Below are 22,475 nucleotides of genomic sequence, written 5' to 3' on the forward strand. Positions count from 1 at the left end.
AGGGGTGCTACGCCTCGTCCCCGAAAAGCGAGGTGTAGGTGGAGAGGGCGATGGCGATGTCGGCCTGGGCCCAGAAGCGGTGGTACGTGAACGTCGGCGCGGGGCCGCCGTTCAGGTACTCCTCCACCTGCGGGTAGTTGGGGTCGTCCTGGTAGAAGGTGCGGATCGACTCGAAGGTCGAACCCGGCTCGATCGTGTCCCCGTTGGGCATGGTGCCCTGCCAGCCGCTGGGGATGTAGATCTCGTCGTCGAACCGGTTGTAGTCCGCCCGGGTCTCCGGCACGGCCACCCCGAGGTCGTCCGAGTTGGCCGTCAGGGCCTCGAGCAGTCCGGCCGCCGTCTCCTGAGCCGCCGTGTCGCCGCTGGCGGCCGCGTAGTACGAGAGGGTGTTGGCCAGGGAGCCGGTGATCCCGACGTCCTGGGTGTAGTCGACGACGCGGACGTGGAGGTTGTTGTTGGCGCCCGGGTTGGAGGCGTTCCACGTGTCGGGCGCGCCCGACCAGGCCAGGGTGGAGGGGATCTGGAAGTCCTCACCCGTCCCGACGGTCACGTTGTCCAGCACCCAGTCGACCCACTTGTCGAGGACCTGTCCTGCGAGCTGGTCGTCGGACTCGTAGTAGTACTCGGCCAGGCGCTGCATGGACCAGGCCTGGAAGCCGAACCACTGGTTGGACGGCGGGTCGTGGTAGACCGGCTGCGGGTCGTAGTACATGCCGTAGAACGTCGGGGTGCCCGACGGCGGGGTGGCGTAGTGGCCCTCCCAACTGTTCGTCGCGCCACCGGCGATGGCCCCCTCCGCGGACTGCAGCCACCGGTAGAACTCCACCTGCCGGTCCAGGCTCGCCGCCCAGTCCGAGGCCCCGGTCGCCGAGTTGGGCCGCAGGGCCGGGTCCTCACTCAGCGCGTAGGCCGCCATGGGGTTCTGGTAGCCGAAGTGCGCGAAGCTGGAGCCGATCCGCCAGGACCAGCCGGCCGAGGTGTCGAGCGCGCCGCCCCACGCGTAGTACCAGGACAGCAGCCGGTGCGAGCTGTTCTTGCCGCTCCCCGCCGGGCACGACGAGGCACCCACACAGTTCCCGACCTGCTTGAAGTACTTGTCGTACTGCGCGTACCGCAGATAGTCGCCCATCCGGGAGGCGCGCTCCACGGTGTCGGCCACCTGGGCCGCGTTGCCCTGTTCCGAAGCCCACTGGTTGGCCCAGTAGGCGGCCTGCACGGCGCGGGCGTCGGCGTCGGGGGCGTTGGTGTAGCGCCACTGGCGGGCGTAGGAGCTGTCCCCGGTGAACAGGTCGAGGTAGCCGTTGTCACCGCCGTAGGAGAAGTCCTCGCACGAGGGGTGCGGGACGGTCTCCCAGGTGGACTCCTGCGCACCTCGCTGGAAGGTGTTGATGAACGTCGGGTCGCCGCTGTTCCCGCCGCAGACGTCGCCGTAGCCGTAGACGTCGTCCACGTCCTGGATCCAGTGCATCCCGTAGATGTCACTCGTCCCGTACGTCGACCGCAGCTCGGCCGCCAACGGGTCGGAGCCCACCCGGACACCGGGGTCGAGGGGCGCCGGGTAGTCGGCCGGGTTGGTCGACTCGGGCGCGTACGTGGCCGGTGACGAGGCGTTGTAGAAGCTGGTCGTCGGCTGTTCGCTGCTGTCCGGGATCATGTACTCCTCCATCAGATCCCAGGCATCGTTGAAGGGGCCCCAGTCGCCGGTCACCTGACCGTACTGGGCCTCCAGCCAGATCAGGTAGGAGTAGGCCTCGGACGTGGTCTCGTGCCCGTGGTCCGGCGCCTCGACGATCAGCGTCTCCACCGAGTGGTACGGAATCCCCTCGTCGGAGAAGTACCCGTTCGCCGGATCCTTGATCTTCTCGTAGAGCTCCAGGAACTCCTGCTCGAACTGGAGCAGCCGAGGCTCGTCCGCGCTGGCGCCGCCGGCGGTGGCCGTCAGGCCCAGGGGCATGGACAGGGCGAGGGCGCCGGTCAACCACAGTCGTTGCCTGGCCCTGCGCGCTCGCTTTCTGGCTCTTGTGGGGGTGGTGCTCGCTGATCCACGTGGGATCCGCATCGCGCCTCCTCGCGGCTCGTGGGGGGTGAGGAGCTGCGCGCGCGCCGTGGGGTGGCGCACACACGGAAAGTGCCCTCAGAGGACGCCAGTGGGAGCGCTCCCAAGAATTAAGGCATTGATTACAGGCGTCAACCCCCTTGACGAAACTCCTTGTTTCAGGGCAGGTCAGCGGTCAATTCTCGAACGCCCCCTTGGCGGGAAGGGGGCGAATGGCCTACGGTCCCTTCAACCAGTGGGAGCGGTCCCAAGCTGTCAGGCGCCGAGGACGGCGCGCCGGACGAACCGGAGTCGCTCCGAATGCACCCCCACATCCCCCACACGAACCCCCACACCCCCCACCACCATCCGGATGCCCACGGCGGTCCTGTCCGCCGACCGCCGGCGTGCTCGCGCCCACCGCGCCGCGTCGCCCTGCCCGGATCCGGGCGCGGCGACTGCGATGACCGGCATCCGTGACGTCACGCCGTTCCGTCGCGCGGCGCCCCCCGCCGCGTCCGGCGGCATCGACGCACCGCGAAACAACCAGCGAACAACTGGAGGAAGAGCAGCGATGAGCCGCACAGAACACCCCCCACACCGGCGACGCGCACGCCGCTCGGCGTTCGCGGCCGGCGCCCTGGCCGGCGCTTTCGCCATCACGCTCAGCACGCTCGGCATGGCCTCGGCGAACGACGACCCCGGGACCCTGGCGCGCGTGGACAACCCGTACGTCGGGGCCGACGTGTACGTGAACCCGGAGTGGTCGGCCCGCGCCGCCGCCGAGCCGGGCGGTTCGGCGATCGCGAACGAGCCCACCGGCGTCTGGCTGGACCGGATCGCCGCCATCGAGGGCGTCAACGGCGGCATGGGCCTGCGTGACCACCTCGACGAGGCCGTGGAGCAGGCCGGCGGTTCGCCGCTGGTGTTCCAGGTCGTGATCTACAACCTGCCGGGTCGCGACTGTTCGGCGCTCGCCTCCAACGGCGAGCTGGGCGCGACGGAGATCGACCGCTACAAGACCGAGTACATCGACGTCATCGCCGACATCCTGCGGGAGTACGAGAACGAGGCGAACCTGCGGGTCTCCGCGGTGATCGAGATCGACTCGCTGCCGAACCTCGTCACCAACGTCAGCCCGCGCCCGACGGCCACGCCGCAGTGCGACACGATGAAGGCCAACGGCAACTACGTCGAGGGCGTCTCGTACGCGCTGTCGGAGCTGGGCTCGGTCGGCAACGTCTACAACTACATCGACGCCGGCCACTACGGCTGGATCGGCTGGGACGACAACTTCGGCGCCTCGGCGGACCTCTTCCACCAGACCGCCACGCACGGCGAGGCGACGGTCGACGACGTGCACGGCTTCATCGTCAACACCGCCAACTACGGGCCGACGACCGAGCCGCACTACTCGATCAACGACTCGATCAACGGCACGTCCGTGCGGCAGTCGACCTGGGTGGACTGGAACCGCTACGTCGACAACCAGTCCTTCGCGCAGGGCTTCCGCCAGGAGTTGGTGAGCACCGGCTTCAACTCCAACATCGGGATGCTGATCGACACCTCCCGTAACGGCTGGGGCGGTTCCGACCGGCCCGCCGGGCCCGGCCCGCGCACCGACGTGAACGCCTACGTCGAGGGCAGCCGTGTCGACGGCCGGATCCACGCCGGCAACTGGTGCAACCAGGCCGGCGCCGGCCTCGGCGAGCGCCCGACCGCCGCCCCCGCCTCCGGCATCGACGCCTACGTCTGGATCAAGCCCCCGGGCGAGTCCGACGGCGCCAGCCGGGAGATCCCCAACGACGAGGGCAAGGGCTTCGACCGGATGTGCGACCCGACCTACCAGGGCAACCCGCGCAACAACAACAACCCCTCGGGCGCCCTCCCGGACGCCCCGCTCTCCGGCCACTGGTTCTCCGCGCAGTTCCAGGAGCTCCTGGACAACGCCTACCCGCCCCTGTGAGCCGGTAGGAACACCGATCCACCCCTGAAACGAGGGGCCGGGGCACCCAGCCCCGGCCCCTCGCTCCGCGCTGTGGGTCAGTGCCACATGCGCAGGTAGGGCCAGGACTCGGGGCCCGGCCAGCCGTCGACCCCCACGGTGCCGCTGCCGAAGGTGGTGTTCACCCACCGCTGGAGCGCCCGCATGGCGTCCTGCGAGTTGGACCCGAAGATGCCGTCGATGGTGCCGGGGTTCATGTCCGAGCGCCCGAGGTCCAGGCTGGCCCGCCGAAGCGAGCACTGCGCCTCGATGCCCGACGACGTGACGCCGGAAGCGGAGGGGACGGCGGTCATGCCGCTGTAGTAGCCGTAGTACCAGCGCCCGTTCTCGAACTCGGCGTTGGAGCACGAGTAGACCGCGGCGCCGACCTCCCCCGCCGCGGCCGCCCCGGACGCCGGCAGCGCCAGCGTGCCGGCCAGCGCGAGCGCGGTGGCCGCGAGGACGACGCGCTCGCGCGTCGCCGTGCGCGGCGGCCGAGGGGCGGGGGATGGGGTGGCACCCGCTGTGCGTCGGTTCATGACTACCTCCACGCCGTGTGGTCTCCGTCTCCGGTTCCGAGAGCCAAATCTGGCGGCGGGGGCTTTCATCGCGCTTTCATGCCGCGACCTGCGCCGGGGCGAGCGGCGCCCGTGGCTCGTCCCCGCTCATGGCGCCAGGCCACGTTGCGCGGTCGCCGCGTCCACGGTCTGGGACAGCAGGACGGCGATCGTCATCGGCCCGACGCCGCCCGGGACGGGGGTGATCAGGCGCGCCCGGCTCATCGCGCCCTCCGCGTCGATGTCGCCGACGTTCCCCGCGTTGTACCCCGCGTCCACCACGACCGCGCCCGGTTTGATGTCCTGGCCGCGGACGAGCCTTGGGCGGCCGACCGCCGCGACCAGGACGTCGGCCTCCCGCACCACCGAGGGCAGGTCCTCCGTGCGGGAGTGGCAGTACGTCACCGTGGCGTCGCGGGCCAGCAGCAGCATGCCGACCGGGCGGCCGAGGATGGCGCTGCGGCCGACGACGACCGCCCGCTTCCCGGCGAGGTCGACGTCGTACTCGTCGAGCAGCCGCATGATGCCGCCCGGTGTGCACGAGACGAAGCCCGGCAGGCCGAAGCTCATCGCGGCGAAGGAGTGCGTCGTGACGCCGTCGACGTCCTTCTCCGGCGCGATGGCCTCGAACGCGGCCCGCTCGTCGATGCCGGGCCCTGCCGGGTGCTGGAGCAGGATGCCGTGCACGTCGGGGTCCCGCGAAAGACCCTCGATGGTCTCGACGAGCTGGGCCGTGGTGGTCGTGGCCGGCAGCGGGACGTGCCGCGAGGTGATGCCGACCTTGGCGCACCGGGCGCGCTTCATCCGGACGTAGGTGACGGAGGCCGGGTCCTCGCCGACCAGCACGGTGGCCAGGCAGGGCGCGACGCCCGTGCGCCGGGTGAGCGCGGCGGCCCGGTCGGCCGTCTCACCCAGCACCCGCCTGGCCAACGCCGTGCCGTCCATCAGTTCCGCGGTGTGTACATGGGGCATGCCGAGCTCCCGAGCATCGTGACGACAACGCCCAGGCGCACGGCATCAACCCGTTCCGGGGGCCGCTCCCCGGTGGTGCTCCACCTCAGCGCCAGTCACGGCCCACCGTCACTGTAGTTCAGATGCCGATCCGACCGGTCCCGGCGCCGTTCGTCACGATGGTTCTGACGTCCGCCGCGTCGTCCAGCGGGTAGGAGTAGTACGTCGCCGGGTTCTGGACCGAGCCGCCGACGACCGGTTCGCCGGCCTCCTCGCCGACGAAGACGTTGTTCCGCTCCACGATCCGGCCGTCGGGTCCCGAGTAGCTGTTGGTCATGGGCTCCTCGACGTCCTCGAAGTAGTTGCCCTCGATCCAGCAGCCGGAGTCCGCCTGGCAGGCCGGGCCGGTGTCGGAGTTGCGGTGGTAGTAGTTGTTGTAGATGTGCACCGGCTCGCCGAAGCGGACGCGCGGGTTGCGCTGCGGCGTCCGGTCGTACCAGTTGTGGTGGTAGGTGACCTTCAACCGCCCGGTGTCCTGGGCCGCGTTGTCGTCGTCGTGGCCGAGCAGCATGTTCTTGGTGTGGTCGTGGGTGTGGTTCCAGGAGACGGTGAGGTAGCTGGCGCCGCGCTTGATGTCGATCAGTCCGTCGTAGCCCTGGGCGAGGTCGTTGTGGTCGATCCAGATGTGGTGCGAGAACATCTGGACGTTGATCGAGTCGTCGCTGGCGTCCCGGAAGTTCAGGTTCCGGATGATGATGTTGTGCACCGCGTTCGCGGGCGGCGAGGTGACGGAGTCGTCCGCCGGCAGGCCGATGTTGAAGCCGCCGCCGGTGATGCCCGAGTCGGCGCCGAGGCCGATGACGGTCTTGTCTGAGCTGATGTCGTACATCCCGTCGGGCAGCGTGATCATGCCGTTCACCTGCACGATCCGCGGTCCGTCGGCGCGGATCTCGGCGATCAGGTCGGCCGCCGTCGACACGGTGACCGTCGGCCCGCCGGCGCCGCCGGTGGTGCCGTTCTGACCCCAGGCGTTGACGGACGCGAAGCCGGTCGGAGCCGCCTCGGCCGCCACGCCGGAGGCCACCTGCCGGCCGGAGGGGTCGGTCGCCGGCGTGGCCCCGGAGAGGGCAAGCGTGGCGACGGCCGCCGCCGCGAGCACGTTCAGTCTCATCGTGAGCCTCATCGTGAACCTCCGCCGCTCAGATCCGGCCGACGCCCACGCCGGCCGGCACGGCGGACGGCAGGGTGCGCGGGTCGTCGGGCGTGTAGGAGTAGTAGGTGCGCGGCTCGACCACGGTCCCCAGGGTCTGGGGCGTGCCCGAGTTCACGTACACGTTGTCGCGCTCGACGACCCGTCCCGGGCCGCTCTCGTCGTAGCCGGAGTAGACGGGGTGGGGGACGTTCTCGAAGTAGTTGGCCTCCACCAGCACGCCGGCGTCCTCGGTCGAGGCCACGCCGTAGAGCGCGTTGTTCCGGTAGTAGTTGTTGTAGACGTGGACGGGCTCGGCGAACCGCACCCGTGGGTGCCGCTGTTCGGTGCCGTCGAAGAAGTTGTGGTGGTACGTGACGCGCAGCCTGCCGCGGTCGGCGGTGTAGCTGTCGGAGTGCCCGACCAGGCAGGTCTTGCTGTGGCTGTGGAAGTGGTTCCAGGAGACGGTGACGTAGTCGGACTGCCGTTTGATGTCGAGCAGGCCGTCGTAGCCGTCGGAGAAGTCGCAGTGGTCGATCCACACGTGGTGGGCCGAGTTGGTGACGCTGACCGAGTCGTCCGAGGCGCCGGTGAAGCGGAGGTTGCGGATGACGACGTTGTTGCCGGGGCGGGTGGTGGAGCCGAGCTGGAGCCCGCCGCCGGTGATCTCCGCCGTCGAACCGACGCCGATGATCGACTTGTTGGCGACCACGGTCACCATGTCGTCCACCTGGACGCGACCGGACACCAGGATCACGTAGGGCGTGTTGGCGCCGGCGACGCTCGCCAGGTCCGTGCCGTTGGTCACCGTGACGGTGGGTCCCGCGACGCCGCCGGTGGTGCCGTTCTGGCCGAGGGCGTTGACCGAGGCGAAGCCGTCGGCCGTCGAGGCGAACGTCCGCGGTGCGGCGTGTGCCGTACCCGTCGTGACGTTGGCGGTGGCGAGGGCGGCGGCGGTCGCGGCCGTGCCGGCGAGCAGCCCGCGCCGGCTGATCGGGGAACGGTGGTCCTTCATCTCGCCGCCCCTCAGATCTTCCCGGTGCCCACGCCGGCCGGGACCGTGCCGGGCAGCGTCGACGGGTTGTCCGGGGTGTACGCGTAGTAGGTGCGGGGCTCCACGACCGTGCCCAGGGTCTGGGGCGTGCCGCTGCCCGCGTACACGTTGTCGCGCTCGACGACCCGTCCCGGGCCGCTCTCGTCGTAGCCGGAGTAGACGGGGTGGGGGACGTTCTCGAAGTAGTTGGCCTCCACCAGCACCCCCGCGTTCTCCGTCGAGGCCACGCCGTAGAGCGTGTTGTTCCGGAAGTAGTTGTTGTAGACGTGGACCGGCTCGGCGAACCGCACCCGCGGGTGGCGCTGCCGGCTGCCGTCGAAGTAGTTGTGGTGGAACGTCACCCGCAGCTTGCCGGTGTCCTGGCTGGCGTTCCCGTCGGAGTGGCCGATGAGGATCGACTTGTCGAAGCCGTCGAAGTGGTTCCAGGACACGGTGATGTAGTCGGCGGCCCGGACGATGTCGATGGCGCCGTCGAGTCCTTCGGCGAAGTAGCAGTGGTCGATCCAGATGTGGTGCGAGTCCTGCTGGACGCTGATCGCGTCGTCCTCGGCGCCGACGAAGCGGAGGTTGCGGATGATCACGTTCTGCCGGCGGTACATGTCCAGGCCGCCGCCGGCGATGGTGGCGTTCGCCCCCAGGCCGACGACGGTCTTGTTGGACCGCAGCGCCTGCTTGCTGGTGATGTTGATGGTGCCCTGCACCTGGATCGTGTAGGGCTCGTTGCGGTCGCAGTAGTCGAGGAAGGTGTCGGCGTCGCTGACCGTCACCACCGGCGCCCCGGCGCCGCCGGTGGTGCCGTTCTGGCCGAGGGCGTTGACGGAGGCGAAGCCGTCGGGCGTCGACGCGAACGCCCGCTGTGCGGCGTGTGCCGTGCCGGTCGTCGCGGCCCCGGTGGCCAGGGCGGCGGCGGTCGCGGCCGCGCCGGCCAGCAGCCCGCGCCGGCTGATCGAGGGACGGCGTGCGAAGTCCTGCGTGCTCATGGCGGTTCTCCTCGGCTCGTCAGATCTTCCCGACGCCGGCCCCGGCGGGGACGACGGTGGGCACGGTGGAGGCGGGGTCTGCGGTGTAGGCGTAGGACTGGCTCGGGGCGGTGACGGTGCCGCGCGTCTCGATCTCGTGGTTGCAGTCCACGAGGATGTTGTCGCGCTGGACGAGGCGCCCGAGATCGCCGCTGAAGTCCACCCGGGCCGGGTTGTTGACGCTGAAGAAGTAGTTGCCCTCCAGCGTCACGCCGGCGTTCATCGTCGAGGCCACGCCGTAACTGCTGTCGCGGTAGTAGTTGTTGTAGACGTGCACCTCGCCGAAGCGGACCCGCGGATTGCGCTGGTCGGAGGCGTCGAAGTAGTTGTGGTGGTACGTCACCCGCAGCCGGCCGGTGTCCTGCGCGGCGTTCTCGTCGTCGTGCCCGACGAGGGACGTCTTGTCGTGGTCGTGAAAGCGGTTCCAGGAGACGGTGACGTAGTCCGAACCGCGCTTGATGTCCACCGCGCCGTCGTCGCCGTTCGAGAAGTCGTTGTGGTCGATCCAGACGTGGTGCGAGAACATCTGCACGTTGATCAGGTCGTCGGTGGCGCCGTCGAACGCGATGTTGCGGATGATCACGTTGTGCACCGCGTCGGCGGGCGGCGAGGTGGTGTCGTCGTCCACCGGCAGGCCGATGTTCAGCCCGCCGCCGGTCAGCCGTGCCGTGCTGCCCAGGCCGACGACGGTCTTGTCCGAGGCCACGTCGTGCATGCCGTCGCTGTCCCCGGTCGGCAGCGTGATCACGCCGCTGACCTGCACGACCAGCGGCTCGGGACGGGCGATGTAGTCCAGGAACTGCGCCGTGGTGGTGGCCGTCACGGTGGCCCCGCCCGCGCCGCCGGTCGTGCCGTCCTGTCCCAGCGCGTCGACGGAGGCGAACCCGTCGGCGCCGGCGAGCGCGCCGGGGGCGGCGCCGGCGGTGGGGGGCAGGAGCGCGGCCACGGCCGCGAAGAGGATGGTTCCGAGGGATAACTTCGTTGGAATGCGCACAGGTTGTTCCCTTCCGTGGGGGTGAAGGGGCGACTCCGCGGCGCCGGAAGGTGGTCCCACACCTTCGGGGCGCAAGCGCTTTCTAGAGCGTGCCGACAAGGTAAGCGCTTGCCGCGCCCATGTCAACGAGGTGCGGGCAGGGGGAACCGGGCCCGCCGGCGCCAACGATCCCCGTCACTTCCCCAGAGCTCGACCGCGCGGACGCTGGCGCTGAGCGGCAGCCGCCCGCCCAGCGCGGCCTCCGCCTCCTGGTACACGTCCTCCGGCTGACCGTGCGCGACGGTCAGATGCGGCACGACCTCCGCGAACACGCCACCGTACGGCGGCAGTTCCGGCCACCGCGCCACGACGGCCTCGGTCAGCGCCCGCACCGGGCCAGCCGGCTCCGGCGCGAGATACAACACGTCGGGGAACCGTCCGAACCCCTCGAACCGGACGGTGAACCGCCGGTGCGCGGCGAACAGTTCTCGAAGCTCCCCGAGCACTCCGTCATCGATCCTCGCCACGTCCAGGAACGGCACGAGCACCGTCACATGTGCCGGCACCCCGGCCGCCGCCGACCGGTCGAACCGCCGCCGCCACCCCCCGACCACCGGCTCGGCCGCCTCCACCACGACCAACAGGGCCGTCTCACCGACCCGGTACCGTCCCGCGGTGTCGCTCGACATGGCCCCGAGGATCCCAGGCGCGCCACCGGCCCTGCCACCCCACGCCTCCGAACACGGGAACGGAGAGGCAGCGACTACCCTGGGGTCGCATGTGTGGACGGTACGCGGCCAGCCGGCGACCCGAGGATCTGGTGGGCCTGTTCGACGTGAAGCTGTGGGACGCGGAGCAGACGCTTCCCGCTGACTGGAACGTGGCGCCCACCAAGGAGGTGTACGCCGTGCTCGACCGGCCCATGCGGGACGCGGGGCCCGAGCCGGTGCGGCAGCTGCGGACGCTGCGGTGGGGGCTCGTGCCGTCGTGGGCCAAGTCGCCCGAGAAGGCGGCGATGATGATCAACGCCCGGATGGAGACCGTCCACGAGAAGGCGTCCTACCGGCGCCCCTTCGCCTCCCGCCGCTGCCTGATCCCCGCCGACGGCTACTACGAGTGGGTGACCGGGGGCGAGGAGCGGAAGGAAGAGGAGAAGGGGAAGCGGAAGCGGCCCCGCAAGCAGCCGTACTTCGTGACGCCCCTGGACGGTTCCGTGATGGCACTGGCCGGTCTCTACGAGTTCTGGCGGGACGCGACGCTGCCCGACGACCACCCGCGGGCCTGGTGGGTCACCTGCACGGTGCTGACCACCGAGGCCGAGACCGCGCCGCTGCCCGAGCCGGCGGGCGTCGGGGCGGGAAGCGTGGCGCCCCGGGCCCTGGCCGACATCCACCCGCGGATGCCGGTCGCGCTGCCGCCTGAGCGCTGGGACGCCTGGCTCGACCCGGCGCGGACCGAGCCGGAGGCGATACGGCCGCTGCTCGAGGACCTGCCGACCGGCCGGTTCCGGGCCTATCCGGTGCCGACCGAGGTCAGCAACGTCAGGAACAACGGTCCAGAGCTCGTGCGGGAGCTGCCGGCCCCCGAGGAGGAGACCCTCTTCTAGGCCGAGCCGGGGAATGCGGCGGGGGCGCGTGGCGTTGTGGCAGACGTCATGACGTCCGAGAGGGAGAGGGAGACCAGCTCCATGGGTTCCATCGCCTGCCCGCCCCGCGCCGAAAGCACGCTCGTCCAGCGGGCCGCGGAGGTCGACTGGGCGACGCTCCGGCTGGCCGCCGAGCGGTCGTCCCGACCGGCGAAGCCCGCCCCCGGTCGTCTATCCTCCGAAGCGGGTGGGTCCGCCCCCGGGCTCATCGTTTTCGCGGAGGAGGTGGGTCCGGTCACCGGCACGGACGACGGCGCGCACGAGGAGTCCCACGAGGAGACCGAGTCCGAGCGCAACGCACGCTTCGAGCGGGACGCCCTCGGCTACCTCGACCAGATGTACTCGGCCGCGCTGCGCATGACGCGCAACCCGGCCGACGCCGAGGACCTGGTCCAGGAGACCTACGCCAAGGCGTACGGCTCGTTCCACCAGTTCCGCCAGGGCACCAACCTCAAGGCGTGGATGTACCGCATCCTCACCAACACCTTCATCAACTCCTACCGCAAGAAGCAGCGGGAGCCGCAGCGCAGTGCCGCCGAGGACATCGAGGACTGGCAGCTGGCGCGCGCCGAGTCGCACATGTCGACCGGCCTGCGCTCCGCCGAGTCCCAGGCCCTCGACCACCTGCCGGACTCCGACGTCAAGCAGGCCCTGCAGGCGATCCCCGAGGAGTTCCGCATCGCGGTCTACCTCGCCGACGTCGAGGGGTTTGCCTACAAGGAGATCGCCGACATCATGGGAACCCCCATCGGCACGGTGATGTCCCGGCTGCACCGCGGTCGGCGTCAGCTGCGCGACATGCTCGAGGACTACGCGCGGGAGCGCGGCCTCGTCCCCGCCGGGGCGGCTCAGGAAGGCGCTGGATCATGACCGGAAGTGGCGAACCGTCGCGCCCCAAGGACTGCTCGGAGGTCCTGGACCGGATCTACGAGTACCTGGACCGCGAGATGCCGGACGGGGACTGCGCCAAGATCCAGGAGCACATCGACGAGTGCTCGCCGTGCCTGGAGAAGTACGGCCTGGAGCAGTCGGTGAAGAAGCTGGTCAAGCGCTGCTGCGGCCATGACGACGTGCCGTCGGACCTGCGGGCCAAGGTGCTCGGCCGGATCGACCTGATCAGGAGCGAGCGGGGCGGCGGCGCGGGCGCCGGGGAGCAGGCGCCGGGGCAGCCCGCCGGCTGATCGCCGCGCCGGCGGTTCACCCGATCGGAGTCGTCCGGGAGACCGCGCACGCCCGGCGCGCGGCCCCTTCCCCACCCTCCCGCCCGATGCCGTCTCGCGCGTCCCCGCCCCCTGCCCCATGCTGTGAGCAGGCACCTGTCCTCCCCAACCTCCCCATGGTTGGATGCCATCGGGTCAGGACAGGAAGACTGTGAAGTAGACGCTGTGAAGCGGGAATCAGGCGGGACATGTGAGGATCTTCGGCAGGGTCAGGCAGCGGCCGTCCTCGGACTGGCGGCTTGCCACCGACCGGGCGTTCACCCTCATCGACGACGGCCGCTACGAGGACGCGGGCGCGCTGCTCACCCGTGCCGCCGATCTCGAGCCCTGGCTGTCCGAGTCCTGGTTCAACCTGGCCCTGCTGTACAAGTTCCGGCACGACTGGGAGCAGGCGAGGTCGGCCGGGCTGCGGGCCGTGGCGCTGCTGGAGAAGGACACCGGCGCACCCGACTGGTGGAACGTCGGCATCGCCGCCACCGCCCTCCAGGACTGGCCGCTGGCCCGGCGTGCCTGGCAGGCGTACGGGCTGCCGGTGCCGGACGCCGGCTCGGCGGCCGGGGGTGAGCCGCTCGGCATGGACCTGGGCGGGGCCGCGGTGCGGCTCTCGCCCGAGGGTGAGGCCGAGGTGGTCTGGGGTCGGCGGCTCGACCCGGCCAGGATCGAGGTGCAGAACATCCCGCTGCCGTCCTCCGGCCGCCGCTGGGGCGAGGTGGTGCTGCACGACGGCGTGCCGCGCGGCGAGCGCACCATGACCGCCGGGGGCGTCACCTCGGTCTACCCGGTCTTCGACGAGATCGAGCTGTGGGCGCCGTCCGCCGTGCCCACCTGGGTGGTGTTGATCGAGGCGGCGACCGAGGCCGACCGGGACGCGCTGGAGCGGCTGGCGGCCGACGCGGGCTACGCGGCCGAGGACTGGTCGTCGTCGGTCCGGCTGCTGTGTCGTGCCTGCTCGGAGAGCCGGATGCCGAGCGAGCAGGGCGACGGCCTGGCCCAGCACGACCCGCACGACCACAGCGTGCCGGGGCGTCCCGGGCCGCTCGGGCACACGGGCACGGGCGCCCTGTGGTCCCCGGAGCGCGAGTGCGGCCTGGCTGCGCCCGAGCAGCTGGTGCGGGGGCTGCTGGACGGCTGGGTGGCCGACAGCGAGGACACCAGGGACTGGCGTGATCTGGAAGAGGTCTGCTGAGCCGGTCGCCCTTCTCCGCGGAGGCAGCTCGGGCCGGCCGGCGGGCGCCGTAAGCTGTACGGGTTACCGCGAGCAGCACCCCGGAAGGCAGACGGCGGACACCATGGCGCAGCAAGACACCGATGAGCGGATCAGCGACGAGTTCGTCGTCGACACCGAGGACTGCGAGGAGCGGGAGCGCGCGCACCGCGAGCGGGGCACGGCCCGGCCGATCACCGTCTTCGGGCACCCGCTGCTGCACCGGGAGGTCAAGGACGTCACGGAGTTCGGTGACGAGCTCGCCGCGCTGATCGACGACATGTTCGCCAGCCAGCGGGCGGCCGAGGGCGTCGGCCTGGCGGCCAACCAGATCGGCGTCGACCTGAAGGTCTTCGTCTACGACTGCGCCGACGACGACGGCGTGCGGCACGTGGGCGTGGTCTGCAACCCGGTGCTCGACGAACTGCCGGCCGAAGAGCGGGTGTTGGACGACAACAACGAGGGCTGCCTGTCGGTGCCGACGGCCTACGCGGAGTTGGCGCGGCCCGATGTCGCGGTGGTGCGGGGGCAGGACGCCACGGGCAAGCCGATCGCGGTGCGCGGCACCGGCTACTTCGCGCGCTGCCTGCAGCACGAGACGGACCACCTCCACGGCCGGCTGTACATCGACCGGCTCTCCAAGCGGGAGCGCAAGAAGGCCCTGAAGATGATGGAGGAGGGCACCCCGCGCTACGAGACGGTGCCCAACGACTGAACCGCCGTGCCGTGTAGGGCCCTTCGGGGCCCTTTCGGCTTCGCACGGTTGACGCGCGTTGACCCCTCGGCCACGCTGTCGGCATGCTCAGACACGCGGCACGTCTCCTTCTGTCACTTGTCATGATCGCCTCAGTGGTGTTGGTCGGCGGGGTCCTCACGGCCGGCACGGCCCAGGCCGACGCCTGCTACACCTGGAACCGCACCCTCGGCCAGGGCGCCTCCGGCGAGGACGTCCGGCAGCTCCAGATCCGGGTCGCCGGCTACCCGGCCTACGGCGAGGTGCTGGCCATCGACGGCTCCTACGGCCCCGCCACCGCGGCCGCCGTCACCCGCTTCCAGCAGGCGTACGGCCTCAGCGCCGACGGCGTCGCCGGCTCTCAGACCTTCAACCAGATCTACGCGCTCCAGGACGCCGACTGCACGCCCGTCCACTTCAGCTACGCCGAGCTCAACCGCTGCAACTCCGACTGGTCGGGCGGCGCGGTCAGCGCCGCGACGGCCAGGGCCAACGCGCTGGTCAGCATGTGGAAACTGGAGGCCCTGCGGCACGCGCTCGGCGACCGGGCCATCACCGTCAGCAGCGGCTTCCGCTCCTACGCCTGCAACAACGCGGCCGGCGGCTCCTCAACCAGCCGGCACCTCTACGGCGACGGGGTCGACCTGACCGGCACGCCCTCGCTGTGCACCCTCGCGCAGCGCGCCCGCTACCACGGCTTCAACGAGATCCTGGGCCCCGGCTACCCGGACCACAACGACCACGCCCACGTCGCCAACCGGTCCTCGCGCTTCTGGTCGGCGCCGAGCTGCGGCATCTGACGCCCGACGCCCCGCGGCGGGGGCCGCGCCGGCCCCCGCCGCTCCCTCAGACGCCGAGCCGCAGCGAGGCGACACAGCCCTGGGGCCCGTCCAGGAGGCTGTGCGGGGGCGTGGTGTACACATGGCACACTCGGTACACTGAAGAAATGGTCAAGATGCCCATAGAGTCCATCCGCGACGTTCGTTCCCATCTCGCCGAGGTGGTCGATCGTGCCGACCGCGACGACACGCCCACGGTCATCACACGGCGGGGGAAGGAGGTGGCCGCCGTCGTGCCGATCGATGTCCTGCGCAGGTACCAGGAGTGGGAGGAGCGCGAGATCAACCGGATCATCGACGAGCGCATGGCGAAGCCGGTGGCCGGCGTCCCCCTCGAGGACGTCATGAGGGAGACGCTGGCGCGCAGTGAGTAGGTACCGCACCGTCTTCCATCCCGAGGCTCAAGCGGAGCTCCGAAAGATCCCCCGGGGCATGGCGCTCCGGATTCTGGCCAAGCTCACCGAACTGGAGGCGGATCCGCTCGGCCTCCACACCACGTCACTCGTCTCCCAACCGGATCGACGCCGGTTGAGGGTCGGCGACTACCGTGTGATCTACACCATCGACAACGGCGATCTCGTGGTGTGGGCCATCCAGGTCGGGCATCGATCGGCCGTCTACGACTCCTGAAGGGTGATCGGCATCGCCCTGATCCCCCCTGCCTCGCGTGAGAGCCTCCTCGCCGCCCGCGCGCTCGACGTAGCTGTCACGGATGTCCCGCCATCGGGTGTATCCCTTCCTGTCGCGCCCTCCTCCCCATTCCCGTGCCGCCACGTTCTCGCCTCTGATGCCGTCCCCCACGGGAACCGCCGAGTCGGTCGTCCGTCCTTCTAGTAGCCGATGGTGAAGCGGCGCTGGACGAAGCGCGGCAGTTCGGCCTCGTCGACCAGCGCCATGGCGGCGTCCTCCACCGAGATCCGGCTGCGCCCCGCGGCGTCGAGGACCGGCTGGTCGCCGCCGAGGCGGTAGCGGCCGGTGCGCTCGCCGGGGGCGATCTCCTCGGCCGGGCTGAAGTAGGTCCACAGCCGGTTCGAGGTGCGCAGCACGTTGAGCGCGTCCCGGTGGCCGCGCACCGCCGCCGCGTACTCCCTGGGCAGTCCGAGCTGGTCGAGGGCCTCGTGCAGGAGTTCGTCCGAGTCGGCCCGCACCACCCCCGGCGCGATCTCCAGGCTGCCGGCGCCGCCGATCACGATGAGTCGGACGCGTGGCCGGCTCTCCAGCGCCTTCAGCAGCGACCGGGCCGCGGTGGCGTAGCGGGTGGGGTCGGCTATCGAGCGCTCGACGGTGTCGGCGAAGTCCTTGGCGGCGTTGCCGGGCTGGAAGCCGCTGATGAGGACGTCGAGGCCGGGGAGTGCGGCGGCGACGGCGTCCGGGTCGAGGACGTCGAGGCTGGCCCAGGCGAGGTTCTCCCGGTCGTCCCCGATCGTCGAGGCGTCGCGGCTGAAGGCCGTGACGCGGTGGCCTCGGTCGAGCGCCTCGCTGACGACCCGGCTGCCGATGGTGCCGGTGGCCCCGATCACTCCGATGTGCATGGTTGAGCTCCTGCCTGACTGGTTTGGTACGGCGTGTGGGAACTATACGGCGTGAAGTTTTGAAACGGCAATCGGCTCAGTGACGCTGTAGAGTGTGCGGATGGCAGGCACCGGCACCAGGAATCGGCGCGAGCGGCTGCGGGCCGAGACGACGGCCGAGATCAAGCAGGTCGCGCTCGCGCTGATGGCCGAGGGCGGGCCCGACGCCATCACCCTGCGGGCCATCGCCCGGGAGATGGGCATGACGGCCAACGCCATCTACGGCTACTTCGCCACCCGCGACGCCCTCGTCACCACGCTGATCAGGGACTTGTACACCGCGCTGGCCGACACCGTCGGCGCGGCCTGGGACGCGACGGCCGGCGAGGACCCGGCCACCCGGATCCGCGCCTGGGCCGGCGCCTTCCGCGACTGGACCCTGGCCAACCCCGAGGGCTTCCGGCTCGTCTACGGCGACCCGGTCCCCGGCTACCAGCCCCCCGAGGGCGGCCCGGCCCCGGACGCCGCACAGCGCGTCTGCCTGGTCCTCACCGCCGTCGCGGACGCCGCCTGGCCGCACGCCCGACGCCTCTACGGCGACAGCGAGTTCCAGTGGTCCGACTTCGACCCGGGTCTGCTGGCCAAGGTCCGCCCCGCCTTCCCCGACCTCCCGCCGGCCGCCGTGGCCCTCGCCCTCAGCATCTGGGGTCGCCTGCACGGCCTGGTCTCCCTGGAGATCTACGGCCACCTGAACACCCAGACCACCAGCCCCGAGAAGCTCTTCCAGGAGGAGCTGACCCACCTCGTCCGCACCCTCGGCATCCCCCCGGCGGCTTAGGCCCTGTCCGGGGCGATCTTCTTCGATGCCGCGACGCCAGCTACGGCACCTCGTTGCGTTACCCCGCGTCGCGGAGCGGCATATCGGGCGCTGCGCGCGAGTACGGCCGAGTATGAGCTGCGCTGCTGTCGATGTGCGGCTCCGCCGCGTGGGGGTGCCTTGAGCGAAGCGAATGGTGGGTACCTCCCTGGGGGTACCTCCCAGCGTTAGTTAAGGGCCGTTAGCTGGGGGCCGTTAGCTGGGGGCCGTTAGCTGGGGGAGCACCGCGTCTGACGCCGCGGGCTGCTCCTCGAAGAACGCCCGGACAGGACTTGGCCGACGGCAGAGCCTGGCCCGGGCCGTGCCGGGCAGGAAGCCGGTGTGACGGTTTCCTTCGGCGGCGAGGTCGCCGCGTTCCACGCCGCCTTCCGCCGGGGCTATCCGGCTCCGGTGCTCGACGCGCTCGCCGAACACGTCGGCCTCGGCGCCGAGGACGTCGTCCTCGATCTGGGCTGCGGCACCGGCCAACTCGCCATCCCGCTCGCCGCGCGAGCGAGGGCGGCCGTCGGCATGGACCCGGAGCCGGACATGCTGCGGCAGGCGTGTGCCGCCGCCGAGCGCGACGGGGTGCGGAACGTGACCTGGGTCCTCGGCGCCGACCGCGACGTGCCCGCGCTGGCTCCGCTCGTTGGCGGGCCCGGCCTCGGCCTTGTCGTCATCGGACAGGCCCTGCACTGGATGGACCCCGACGCGCTGTTTCCCGCCCTCGCTCCGCTGTTGCGCCCCGGCGGCGGCGTCGGTGTGGTCTCCAACGGGACCCCGCTGTGGCTCCAACCCGCCGACTGGTCACGCGCGTTGCGCGCCTTCCTGGAACGACGCCTGGACACCGAACTCGTCGCCACCTGTGGCACCGGCGCCGAGGACCGCCGCCGTTACGCGCGGGCGCTGGCCGCCGCGGGATTCCGGGAGGTGCGGGAGGTCGCCCACGGCCACGAGCACGCGTTCGACCTCGGCCGACTGGTCGGCGAGGTGTTCTCCGCGATGCCGCCGAGCGCGCTGCCGCCGCCCGGGGAACGCGCCGCCTTCGCCGAGGAGTTGGGCCGTGCGCTTGGCGGGCGGCGGGAGTTCGTGGAGCGGGTGGAGGTCGTCGCGCTGCTCGCCCGGCGCGGTTGAAAGCCGACCGACCCGCCGCGCGGGAGCTGCGGCGGGCCGGTCGGCGGAGGGCGCGGGTCAGAACTCGTCGTCGAAGGAGACGTTGCCCTCGACCGCCACCTGGTAGGCGGACGGGCGGCGCTCGAAGAAGTTCGTCAGCTCCTGGACGTTCTGCAGCTCCATGAACGCGAACGGGTTGCGGGAGCCGTAGACCGGCTTGAGGCCGAGCCGGGCCAGCCGCTGGTCGGCGACGCACTCCAGGTACTCGCGCATGGAGTCGGTGTTCATGCCGGGCAGTCCTTCCCCGCACAGGTCGCGGGCGAACTGGAGCTCGGCCTCCACGGCCTCCTTCAGCATGTCCGTGACCTGCCGCTCCATCTCCTCGTCGAACAGGTCCGGCTCCTCCTCGCGGACCGTGTCGACCACGTGGAACGCGAAGTCCATGTGGCAGCTCTCGTCCCTGAACACCCAGTTGGTGCCGGTGGCCAGGCCGTGCAGCAGGCCGCGCGAGCGGAACCAGTAGACGTAGGCGAAGGCGCCGTAGAAGAACAGCCCCTCGATGCAGGCCGCGAAGCAGATCAGGTTGAGCAGGAAGCGGCGGCGGTCGGCCTTGGACTCCAACCGGTCGAGGTCGTCCACCGAGTCGATCCAGCGGAAGCAGAACTGCGCCTTCTCGCGGATGGACGGGATGCTCTCCACGGCCGCGAACGCCTCGGCGCGGTCGTCCGGGTCGGGCAGGTAGGTGTCGAGCAGCGTCAGGTAGAACTGGACGTGCACGGCCTCCTCGAACAGCTGCCGCGACAGGTAGAGCCTGGCCTCGGGGGAGTTGATGTGCTTGTAGAGGGTCAGCACCAGGTTGTTGGCGACGATCGAGTCGCCGGTGGCGAAGAACGCCACCAGGCGGCCGATCAGGTGCTGCTCGCCCGGCGAGAGTTTGGCCAGGTCGGCCACGTCGGAGTGGAGGTCGACCTCCTCCACCGTCCAGGTGTTCTTGATGGCGTCCCGGTAGCGCTCGTAGAACGCCGGGTAGCGCATCGGGCGGAGCGTCAGTTCGAAGCCCGGGTCGAGCAGGTTCTTGGTGGGGACGGTGGTGGTCACTGGCAGGCCTCGCAGGACTCGGGGTTCTCCAGGGAGCAGGCGACGGCCTGCTCGGGGACGACGGTGACGGCGGGGGCGGCGGCGCGGGCCGCCTGGGCGATCCGGGTGGCCGGGCGCGAGCGCAGGTAGTAGGTGGTCTTGAGGCCCTTCTTCCACGCGTAGGCGTACATCGAGCTGAGCTTGCCGATGGTGGGCGCGGCCATGAACAGGTTCAGGGACTGGCTCTGGTCCAGGTACGGGGTGCGGGCCGCCGCCATGTCGATCAGGGCGCGCTGCGGCAGCTCCCACGCGGTCCGGTACAGGGCCTTCAACTCGTCCGGCAGGCCGGGGAGTTCGGCGACCGAGCCGTTGGCCTCGCGCAGCGCCTCGCGGGTCGCGTCGTGCCAGAGACCGAGCTTCTTGAGCTCGTCGACCAGGTACGAGTTGACCTGGAGGAACTCGCCGCTCAGCGTCTCCCGCTTGAAGAGGTTGGACACCTGCGGCTCGATGCACTCGTAGACGCCGGCGATGGACGCGATGGTCGCGGTCGGCGCGATGGCGAGCAGCAGCGAGTTGCGCATGCCGGTGTGGGCGACGCGCTCGCGCAGCGCGGCCCAGCGCTCGGGCCAGGCGGCGGTGGCCTCCGGGTAGTGGTCGGGGTGGAACACGCCGTCGGCGGTGCGGGTCTCGGCCCAGGCCCGGTGCCTGCCGTGCCGCTCGGCCAGGTCGGCCGAGGTCTCGTAGGCGGTGAGCATGATGCGCTCGGCGATCCGGGTGGACAGCTCGCGCGCCGCGGGGGAGTCGAAGGGGAGGCCGAGCCTGAAGAACACGTCCTGCAGGCCCATCACGCCCAACGCCACCGGCCGCCAGCGGGAGTTGGAGGCGCCGGCCTGGGCCGTGGGGTAGAAGTTCAGGTCGACGACGCGGTCCAGGAAGACGACGGCCGTGCGCACGGTGGCGTCGAGCCGCTCCCAGTCCATCTCGCCGTCGTCGCCCAGGTGGGCGGCGAGGTTGACCGAGCCCAGGTTGCAGACGGCCGTCTCGCCGTCGTTCGTGACCTCCAGGATCTCCGTGCACAGGTTCGAGGAGTGCACGATGGCGCCGGGCCTGGCGGTCTGGTTGGCGGTGCGGTTGGCGGCGTCCTTGAACGTCATCCAGCCGTTGCCGGTCTGGGCCAGGGTGCGCATCATCCGGGCGTACAGCTGGCGGGCCGGGATGGTGCGCTGCGCGAGCCCGGCCTGCTCGGCGCGGCGGTAGGCGGCGTCGAACTCCTCGCCCCACAGGTCGACGAGCTCGGGCGTGTCGGCGGGCGAGAACAGCGACCAGTCGGCGTCCGCCTCGACGCGCCGCATGAACTCGTCGGGGATCCAGTGCGCGAGGTTGAGGTTGTGGGTGCGGCGCGCCTCCTCGCCCGTGTTGTCGCGGAGTTCCAGGAACTCCTCGATGTCCGCGTGCCACGTCTCCAGGTAGACGCAGGCCGCGCCCTTGCGCCGGCCGCCCTGGTTGACGGCGGCCACCGAGGAGTCGAGGGTGCGCAGGAACGGGACGATGCCGTTGGACTTGCCGTTCGTGCCGCGGATCAGCGAACCACGGGCCCGGATCCGGGAGTAGGACAGGCCGATGCCGCCGGCGTGCTTGGAGAGCCTGGCGATCTGGTGGTAGCGCTCGTAGATGGAGTCCAACTCGTCCGCGGGGGAGTCCAGCAGGTAGCAGGAGGACATCTGCGGGTGGCGGGTGCCCGAGTTGAACAGGGTGGGGGACGACGGCAGGTACGCCAGGGTGCTGGTGAGCCGGTAGAGCTCGGCCACGTCCGCCAGCGCCCGCTCCGAGTCGTCCTCGGCCAGGCCGCAGGCCACCCGCAGCAGGAAGTGCTGGGGGGTCTCGATGACCTTGCGGGTGATCGGGTGGCGCAGCACGTAGCGGGACTCGACGGTGCGCAGCCCGAAGTACTCGAAGCGGTCGTCGGCGCCGGTGGTGACGGCGTGCTCGACGAGGGCGTCGAGGCGGGAGGCGTGGCGGCGGACGAACCCGGCGGTGCGGTCGCCGATCAGGCCCTCGCGATGGCCGACGGCGATGGAGGCGGAGAACGAGTCGGCACCCTGCCCGGCGGCCTCCTCGCGGATGGCGAGGGTGAGGAGCCGGGCCGCCAGGCGCGAGTACTGGGGCTCCTCGGCGATCAGGCCGGCGGCGGCCTCGATGGCCAGCGAGCGCAGCTCGGCCTCGTCGGAGCCGGCGTGCCGGCCGCGCAGCACGGCCGCCTCGACCCGCGCGGGGTCGGTGGCGGGCAGGTCGCCGGTGAGGTCGGCCAGCACCTTCGACAGCGTGGGTGACTGCGAGGCTGTAACCGGCTCCGCGGGTGCGACGGGTGCGATGGTCACTCGATGCTCTCCCTCGAATCGAACCGAATCGACCGCGGAGCGCCGGCCCGAACGGGGTCGCGCGCGGCGTTCCGCGGCGGGCTTTCGAGGGCCGGGCGGGACGGGCGCACCCGGCATGCGTGTGGTAAGGCAAAGGC

21 protein-coding genes, 1 pseudogene and 1 riboswitch are annotated in these 22,475 nt (G+C 70.9%); of the genes and pseudogenes, 11 read left to right on the forward strand and 11 right to left on the reverse strand.

What is annotated here, in order from left to right:
• Positions 1-7: 7 nt before the first annotated feature.
• Positions 8-1,891, reverse strand: a pseudogene (locus ACFWI8_RS19005) (glycoside hydrolase family 48 protein); the annotation flags it as partial.
• A 718-nt stretch (positions 1,892-2,609) separates the two neighbouring features.
• Here ACFWI8_RS19005 and ACFWI8_RS19010 point away from each other — a divergent pair.
• Complete coding sequence (locus ACFWI8_RS19010) at positions 2,610-4,001, forward strand: glycoside hydrolase family 6 protein (protein WP_387092642.1); 1,392 nt, start codon at positions 2,610-2,612, stop codon at positions 3,999-4,001.
• 77 nt (positions 4,002-4,078) lie between these two features.
• Here ACFWI8_RS19010 and ACFWI8_RS19015 read toward each other — a convergent pair whose 3' ends face one another.
• From ACFWI8_RS19015 to ACFWI8_RS19045, 7 genes are all read right to left on the reverse strand, one after another.
• Positions 4,079-4,558, reverse strand: a complete 480-nt coding sequence (locus tag ACFWI8_RS19015; protein ID WP_387092644.1) for a peptidoglycan-binding protein — start codon at positions 4,556-4,558, stop codon at positions 4,079-4,081.
• 126 nt (positions 4,559-4,684) lie between these two features.
• A complete protein-coding gene (locus ACFWI8_RS19020; protein ID WP_387092646.1) occupies positions 4,685-5,548 on the reverse strand; it encodes a bifunctional 5,10-methylenetetrahydrofolate dehydrogenase/5,10-methenyltetrahydrofolate cyclohydrolase in 864 nt (287 codons plus the stop codon).
• Positions 5,549-5,570: 22 nt separating this feature from the next.
• Positions 5,571-5,657, reverse strand: a riboswitch (ZMP/ZTP riboswitch).
• Between the two features lie 9 nt (positions 5,658-5,666).
• Positions 5,667-6,698: a polysaccharide lyase family 1 protein gene (locus ACFWI8_RS19025; RefSeq protein WP_387092649.1), complete on the reverse strand. Its 1,032-nt coding sequence runs from the start codon at positions 6,696-6,698 to the stop codon at positions 5,667-5,669.
• 28 nt (positions 6,699-6,726) lie between these two features.
• Complete coding sequence (locus tag ACFWI8_RS19030; protein ID WP_387092652.1) at positions 6,727-7,731, reverse strand: polysaccharide lyase family 1 protein; 1,005 nt, start codon at positions 7,729-7,731, stop codon at positions 6,727-6,729.
• 11 nt (positions 7,732-7,742) lie between these two features.
• Positions 7,743-8,750 (reverse strand): polysaccharide lyase family 1 protein, encoded by a 1,008-nt coding sequence (locus tag ACFWI8_RS19035; protein ID WP_387092655.1) that lies wholly within the window; start codon positions 8,748-8,750, stop codon positions 7,743-7,745.
• Positions 8,751-8,769: 19 nt separating this feature from the next.
• The gene (locus tag ACFWI8_RS19040; RefSeq protein ID WP_387092658.1) at positions 8,770-9,783 is read right to left on the reverse strand and encodes a polysaccharide lyase family 1 protein; all 1,014 of its coding nucleotides are present in this window, start codon (positions 9,781-9,783) and stop codon (positions 8,770-8,772) included.
• A 122-nt stretch (positions 9,784-9,905) separates the two neighbouring features.
• Positions 9,906-10,451 carry a 2'-5' RNA ligase family protein gene (locus tag ACFWI8_RS19045; RefSeq protein ID WP_387092661.1) on the reverse strand — a complete coding sequence of 182 codons (546 nt, stop codon included), beginning with the start codon at positions 10,449-10,451 and terminating at the stop codon, positions 9,906-9,908.
• Positions 10,452-10,540: 89 nt separating this feature from the next.
• Between ACFWI8_RS19045 and ACFWI8_RS19050 the strand changes: the two genes are divergently transcribed.
• From ACFWI8_RS19050 to ACFWI8_RS19085, 8 genes are all read left to right on the forward strand, one after another.
• On the forward strand, positions 10,541-11,368 hold the full coding sequence (locus tag ACFWI8_RS19050; RefSeq protein ID WP_387092664.1) for an SOS response-associated peptidase: 828 nt from the start codon (positions 10,541-10,543) through the stop codon (positions 11,366-11,368).
• A gap of 264 nt (positions 11,369-11,632) precedes the next feature.
• Complete coding sequence (locus ACFWI8_RS19055; protein ID WP_387092793.1) at positions 11,633-12,277, forward strand: sigma-70 family RNA polymerase sigma factor; 645 nt, start codon at positions 11,633-11,635, stop codon at positions 12,275-12,277.
• Positions 12,274-12,588, forward strand: a complete 315-nt coding sequence (gene rsrA / locus ACFWI8_RS19060) for a mycothiol system anti-sigma-R factor (protein WP_387092667.1) — start codon at positions 12,274-12,276, stop codon at positions 12,586-12,588. The genes ACFWI8_RS19055 and rsrA overlap by 4 nt, the downstream gene beginning before the upstream one ends.
• 229 nt (positions 12,589-12,817) lie before the next feature.
• On the forward strand, positions 12,818-13,813 hold the full coding sequence (locus tag ACFWI8_RS19065) for a tetratricopeptide repeat protein (protein WP_387092670.1): 996 nt from the start codon (positions 12,818-12,820) through the stop codon (positions 13,811-13,813).
• Positions 13,814-13,916: 103 nt separating this feature from the next.
• Entirely contained in the window at positions 13,917-14,546 is a 630-nt protein-coding gene (gene def / locus ACFWI8_RS19070; RefSeq protein ID WP_387092673.1) for a peptide deformylase, read from the forward strand.
• A gap of 83 nt (positions 14,547-14,629) precedes the next feature.
• The gene (locus ACFWI8_RS19075; RefSeq protein WP_387092676.1) at positions 14,630-15,364 is read left to right on the forward strand and encodes a D-Ala-D-Ala carboxypeptidase family metallohydrolase; all 735 of its coding nucleotides are present in this window, start codon (positions 14,630-14,632) and stop codon (positions 15,362-15,364) included.
• Positions 15,365-15,510: 146 nt separating this feature from the next.
• Positions 15,511-15,777 carry a type II toxin-antitoxin system Phd/YefM family antitoxin gene (locus ACFWI8_RS19080; RefSeq protein ID WP_387092679.1) on the forward strand — a complete coding sequence of 89 codons (267 nt, stop codon included), beginning with the start codon at positions 15,511-15,513 and terminating at the stop codon, positions 15,775-15,777.
• Entirely contained in the window at positions 15,770-16,033 is a 264-nt protein-coding gene (locus ACFWI8_RS19085) for a type II toxin-antitoxin system RelE/ParE family toxin (RefSeq protein ID WP_387092681.1), read from the forward strand. The genes ACFWI8_RS19080 and ACFWI8_RS19085 overlap by 8 nt, the downstream gene beginning before the upstream one ends.
• Positions 16,034-16,233: 200 nt before the next feature.
• Here ACFWI8_RS19085 and ACFWI8_RS19090 read toward each other — a convergent pair whose 3' ends face one another.
• Positions 16,234-16,935, reverse strand: coding sequence for an NAD(P)-dependent oxidoreductase (locus tag ACFWI8_RS19090; protein ID WP_387092684.1), 702 nt, complete (start codon positions 16,933-16,935; stop codon positions 16,234-16,236).
• 100 nt (positions 16,936-17,035) lie between these two features.
• On the opposite strand from ACFWI8_RS19090, the gene ACFWI8_RS19095 reads away from it, so the two are divergent.
• Positions 17,036-17,752, forward strand: coding sequence for a TetR/AcrR family transcriptional regulator (locus ACFWI8_RS19095; RefSeq protein WP_387092687.1), 717 nt, complete (start codon positions 17,036-17,038; stop codon positions 17,750-17,752).
• Positions 17,753-18,112: 360 nt separating this feature from the next.
• Complete coding sequence (locus tag ACFWI8_RS19100; RefSeq protein ID WP_387092690.1) at positions 18,113-18,904, forward strand: class I SAM-dependent methyltransferase; 792 nt, start codon at positions 18,113-18,115, stop codon at positions 18,902-18,904.
• 57 nt (positions 18,905-18,961) lie between these two features.
• Here the strand turns inward: ACFWI8_RS19100 and ACFWI8_RS19105 are convergent, their stop codons facing one another.
• Both ACFWI8_RS19105 and ACFWI8_RS19110 read right to left on the reverse strand, forming a co-directional pair.
• Positions 18,962-19,918 (reverse strand): ribonucleotide-diphosphate reductase subunit beta, encoded by a 957-nt coding sequence (locus ACFWI8_RS19105; RefSeq protein WP_387092795.1) that lies wholly within the window; start codon positions 19,916-19,918, stop codon positions 18,962-18,964.
• A 59-nt stretch (positions 19,919-19,977) separates the two neighbouring features.
• Positions 19,978-22,338, reverse strand: coding sequence for a ribonucleoside-diphosphate reductase subunit alpha (locus tag ACFWI8_RS19110; RefSeq protein ID WP_387092693.1), 2,361 nt, complete (start codon positions 22,336-22,338; stop codon positions 19,978-19,980).
• Positions 22,339-22,475: the final 137 nt, after the last annotated feature.

Source organism: Streptomyces sp. NPDC127098 (genome assembly GCF_042722465.1).
Classification (GTDB): Bacteria; Actinomycetota; Actinomycetes; order Streptomycetales; family Streptomycetaceae; genus Streptomyces; species Streptomyces millisiae.

Coding starts and splice junctions, on each gene's coding strand:
- ACFWI8_RS19010 (WP_387092642.1), top strand. CDS start 2,610: ATGAGCCGCACAGAACACCCCCCACACCGGCGACGCGCACGCCGCTCG.
- ACFWI8_RS19015 (WP_387092644.1), bottom strand. CDS start 4,558: ATGAACCGACGCACAGCGGGTGCCACCCCATCCCCCGCCCCTCGGCCG.
- ACFWI8_RS19020 (WP_387092646.1), bottom strand. CDS start 5,548: ATGCCCCATGTACACACCGCGGAACTGATGGACGGCACGGCGTTGGCC.
- ACFWI8_RS19025 (WP_387092649.1), bottom strand. CDS start 6,698: ATGAGACTGAACGTGCTCGCGGCGGCGGCCGTCGCCACGCTTGCCCTC.
- ACFWI8_RS19030 (WP_387092652.1), bottom strand. CDS start 7,731: ATGAAGGACCACCGTTCCCCGATCAGCCGGCGCGGGCTGCTCGCCGGC.
- ACFWI8_RS19035 (WP_387092655.1), bottom strand. CDS start 8,750: ATGAGCACGCAGGACTTCGCACGCCGTCCCTCGATCAGCCGGCGCGGG.
- ACFWI8_RS19045 (WP_387092661.1), bottom strand. CDS start 10,451: ATGTCGAGCGACACCGCGGGACGGTACCGGGTCGGTGAGACGGCCCTG.
- ACFWI8_RS19050 (WP_387092664.1), top strand. CDS start 10,541: ATGTGTGGACGGTACGCGGCCAGCCGGCGACCCGAGGATCTGGTGGGC.
- rsrA (WP_387092667.1), top strand. CDS start 12,274: ATGACCGGAAGTGGCGAACCGTCGCGCCCCAAGGACTGCTCGGAGGTC.
- def (WP_387092673.1), top strand. CDS start 13,917: ATGGCGCAGCAAGACACCGATGAGCGGATCAGCGACGAGTTCGTCGTC.
- ACFWI8_RS19075 (WP_387092676.1), top strand. CDS start 14,630: ATGCTCAGACACGCGGCACGTCTCCTTCTGTCACTTGTCATGATCGCC.
- ACFWI8_RS19080 (WP_387092679.1), top strand. CDS start 15,511: ATGGTCAAGATGCCCATAGAGTCCATCCGCGACGTTCGTTCCCATCTC.
- ACFWI8_RS19090 (WP_387092684.1), bottom strand. CDS start 16,935: ATGCACATCGGAGTGATCGGGGCCACCGGCACCATCGGCAGCCGGGTC.
- ACFWI8_RS19095 (WP_387092687.1), top strand. CDS start 17,036: ATGGCAGGCACCGGCACCAGGAATCGGCGCGAGCGGCTGCGGGCCGAG.
- ACFWI8_RS19105 (WP_387092795.1), bottom strand. CDS start 19,918: ATGCGCTACCCGGCGTTCTACGAGCGCTACCGGGACGCCATCAAGAAC.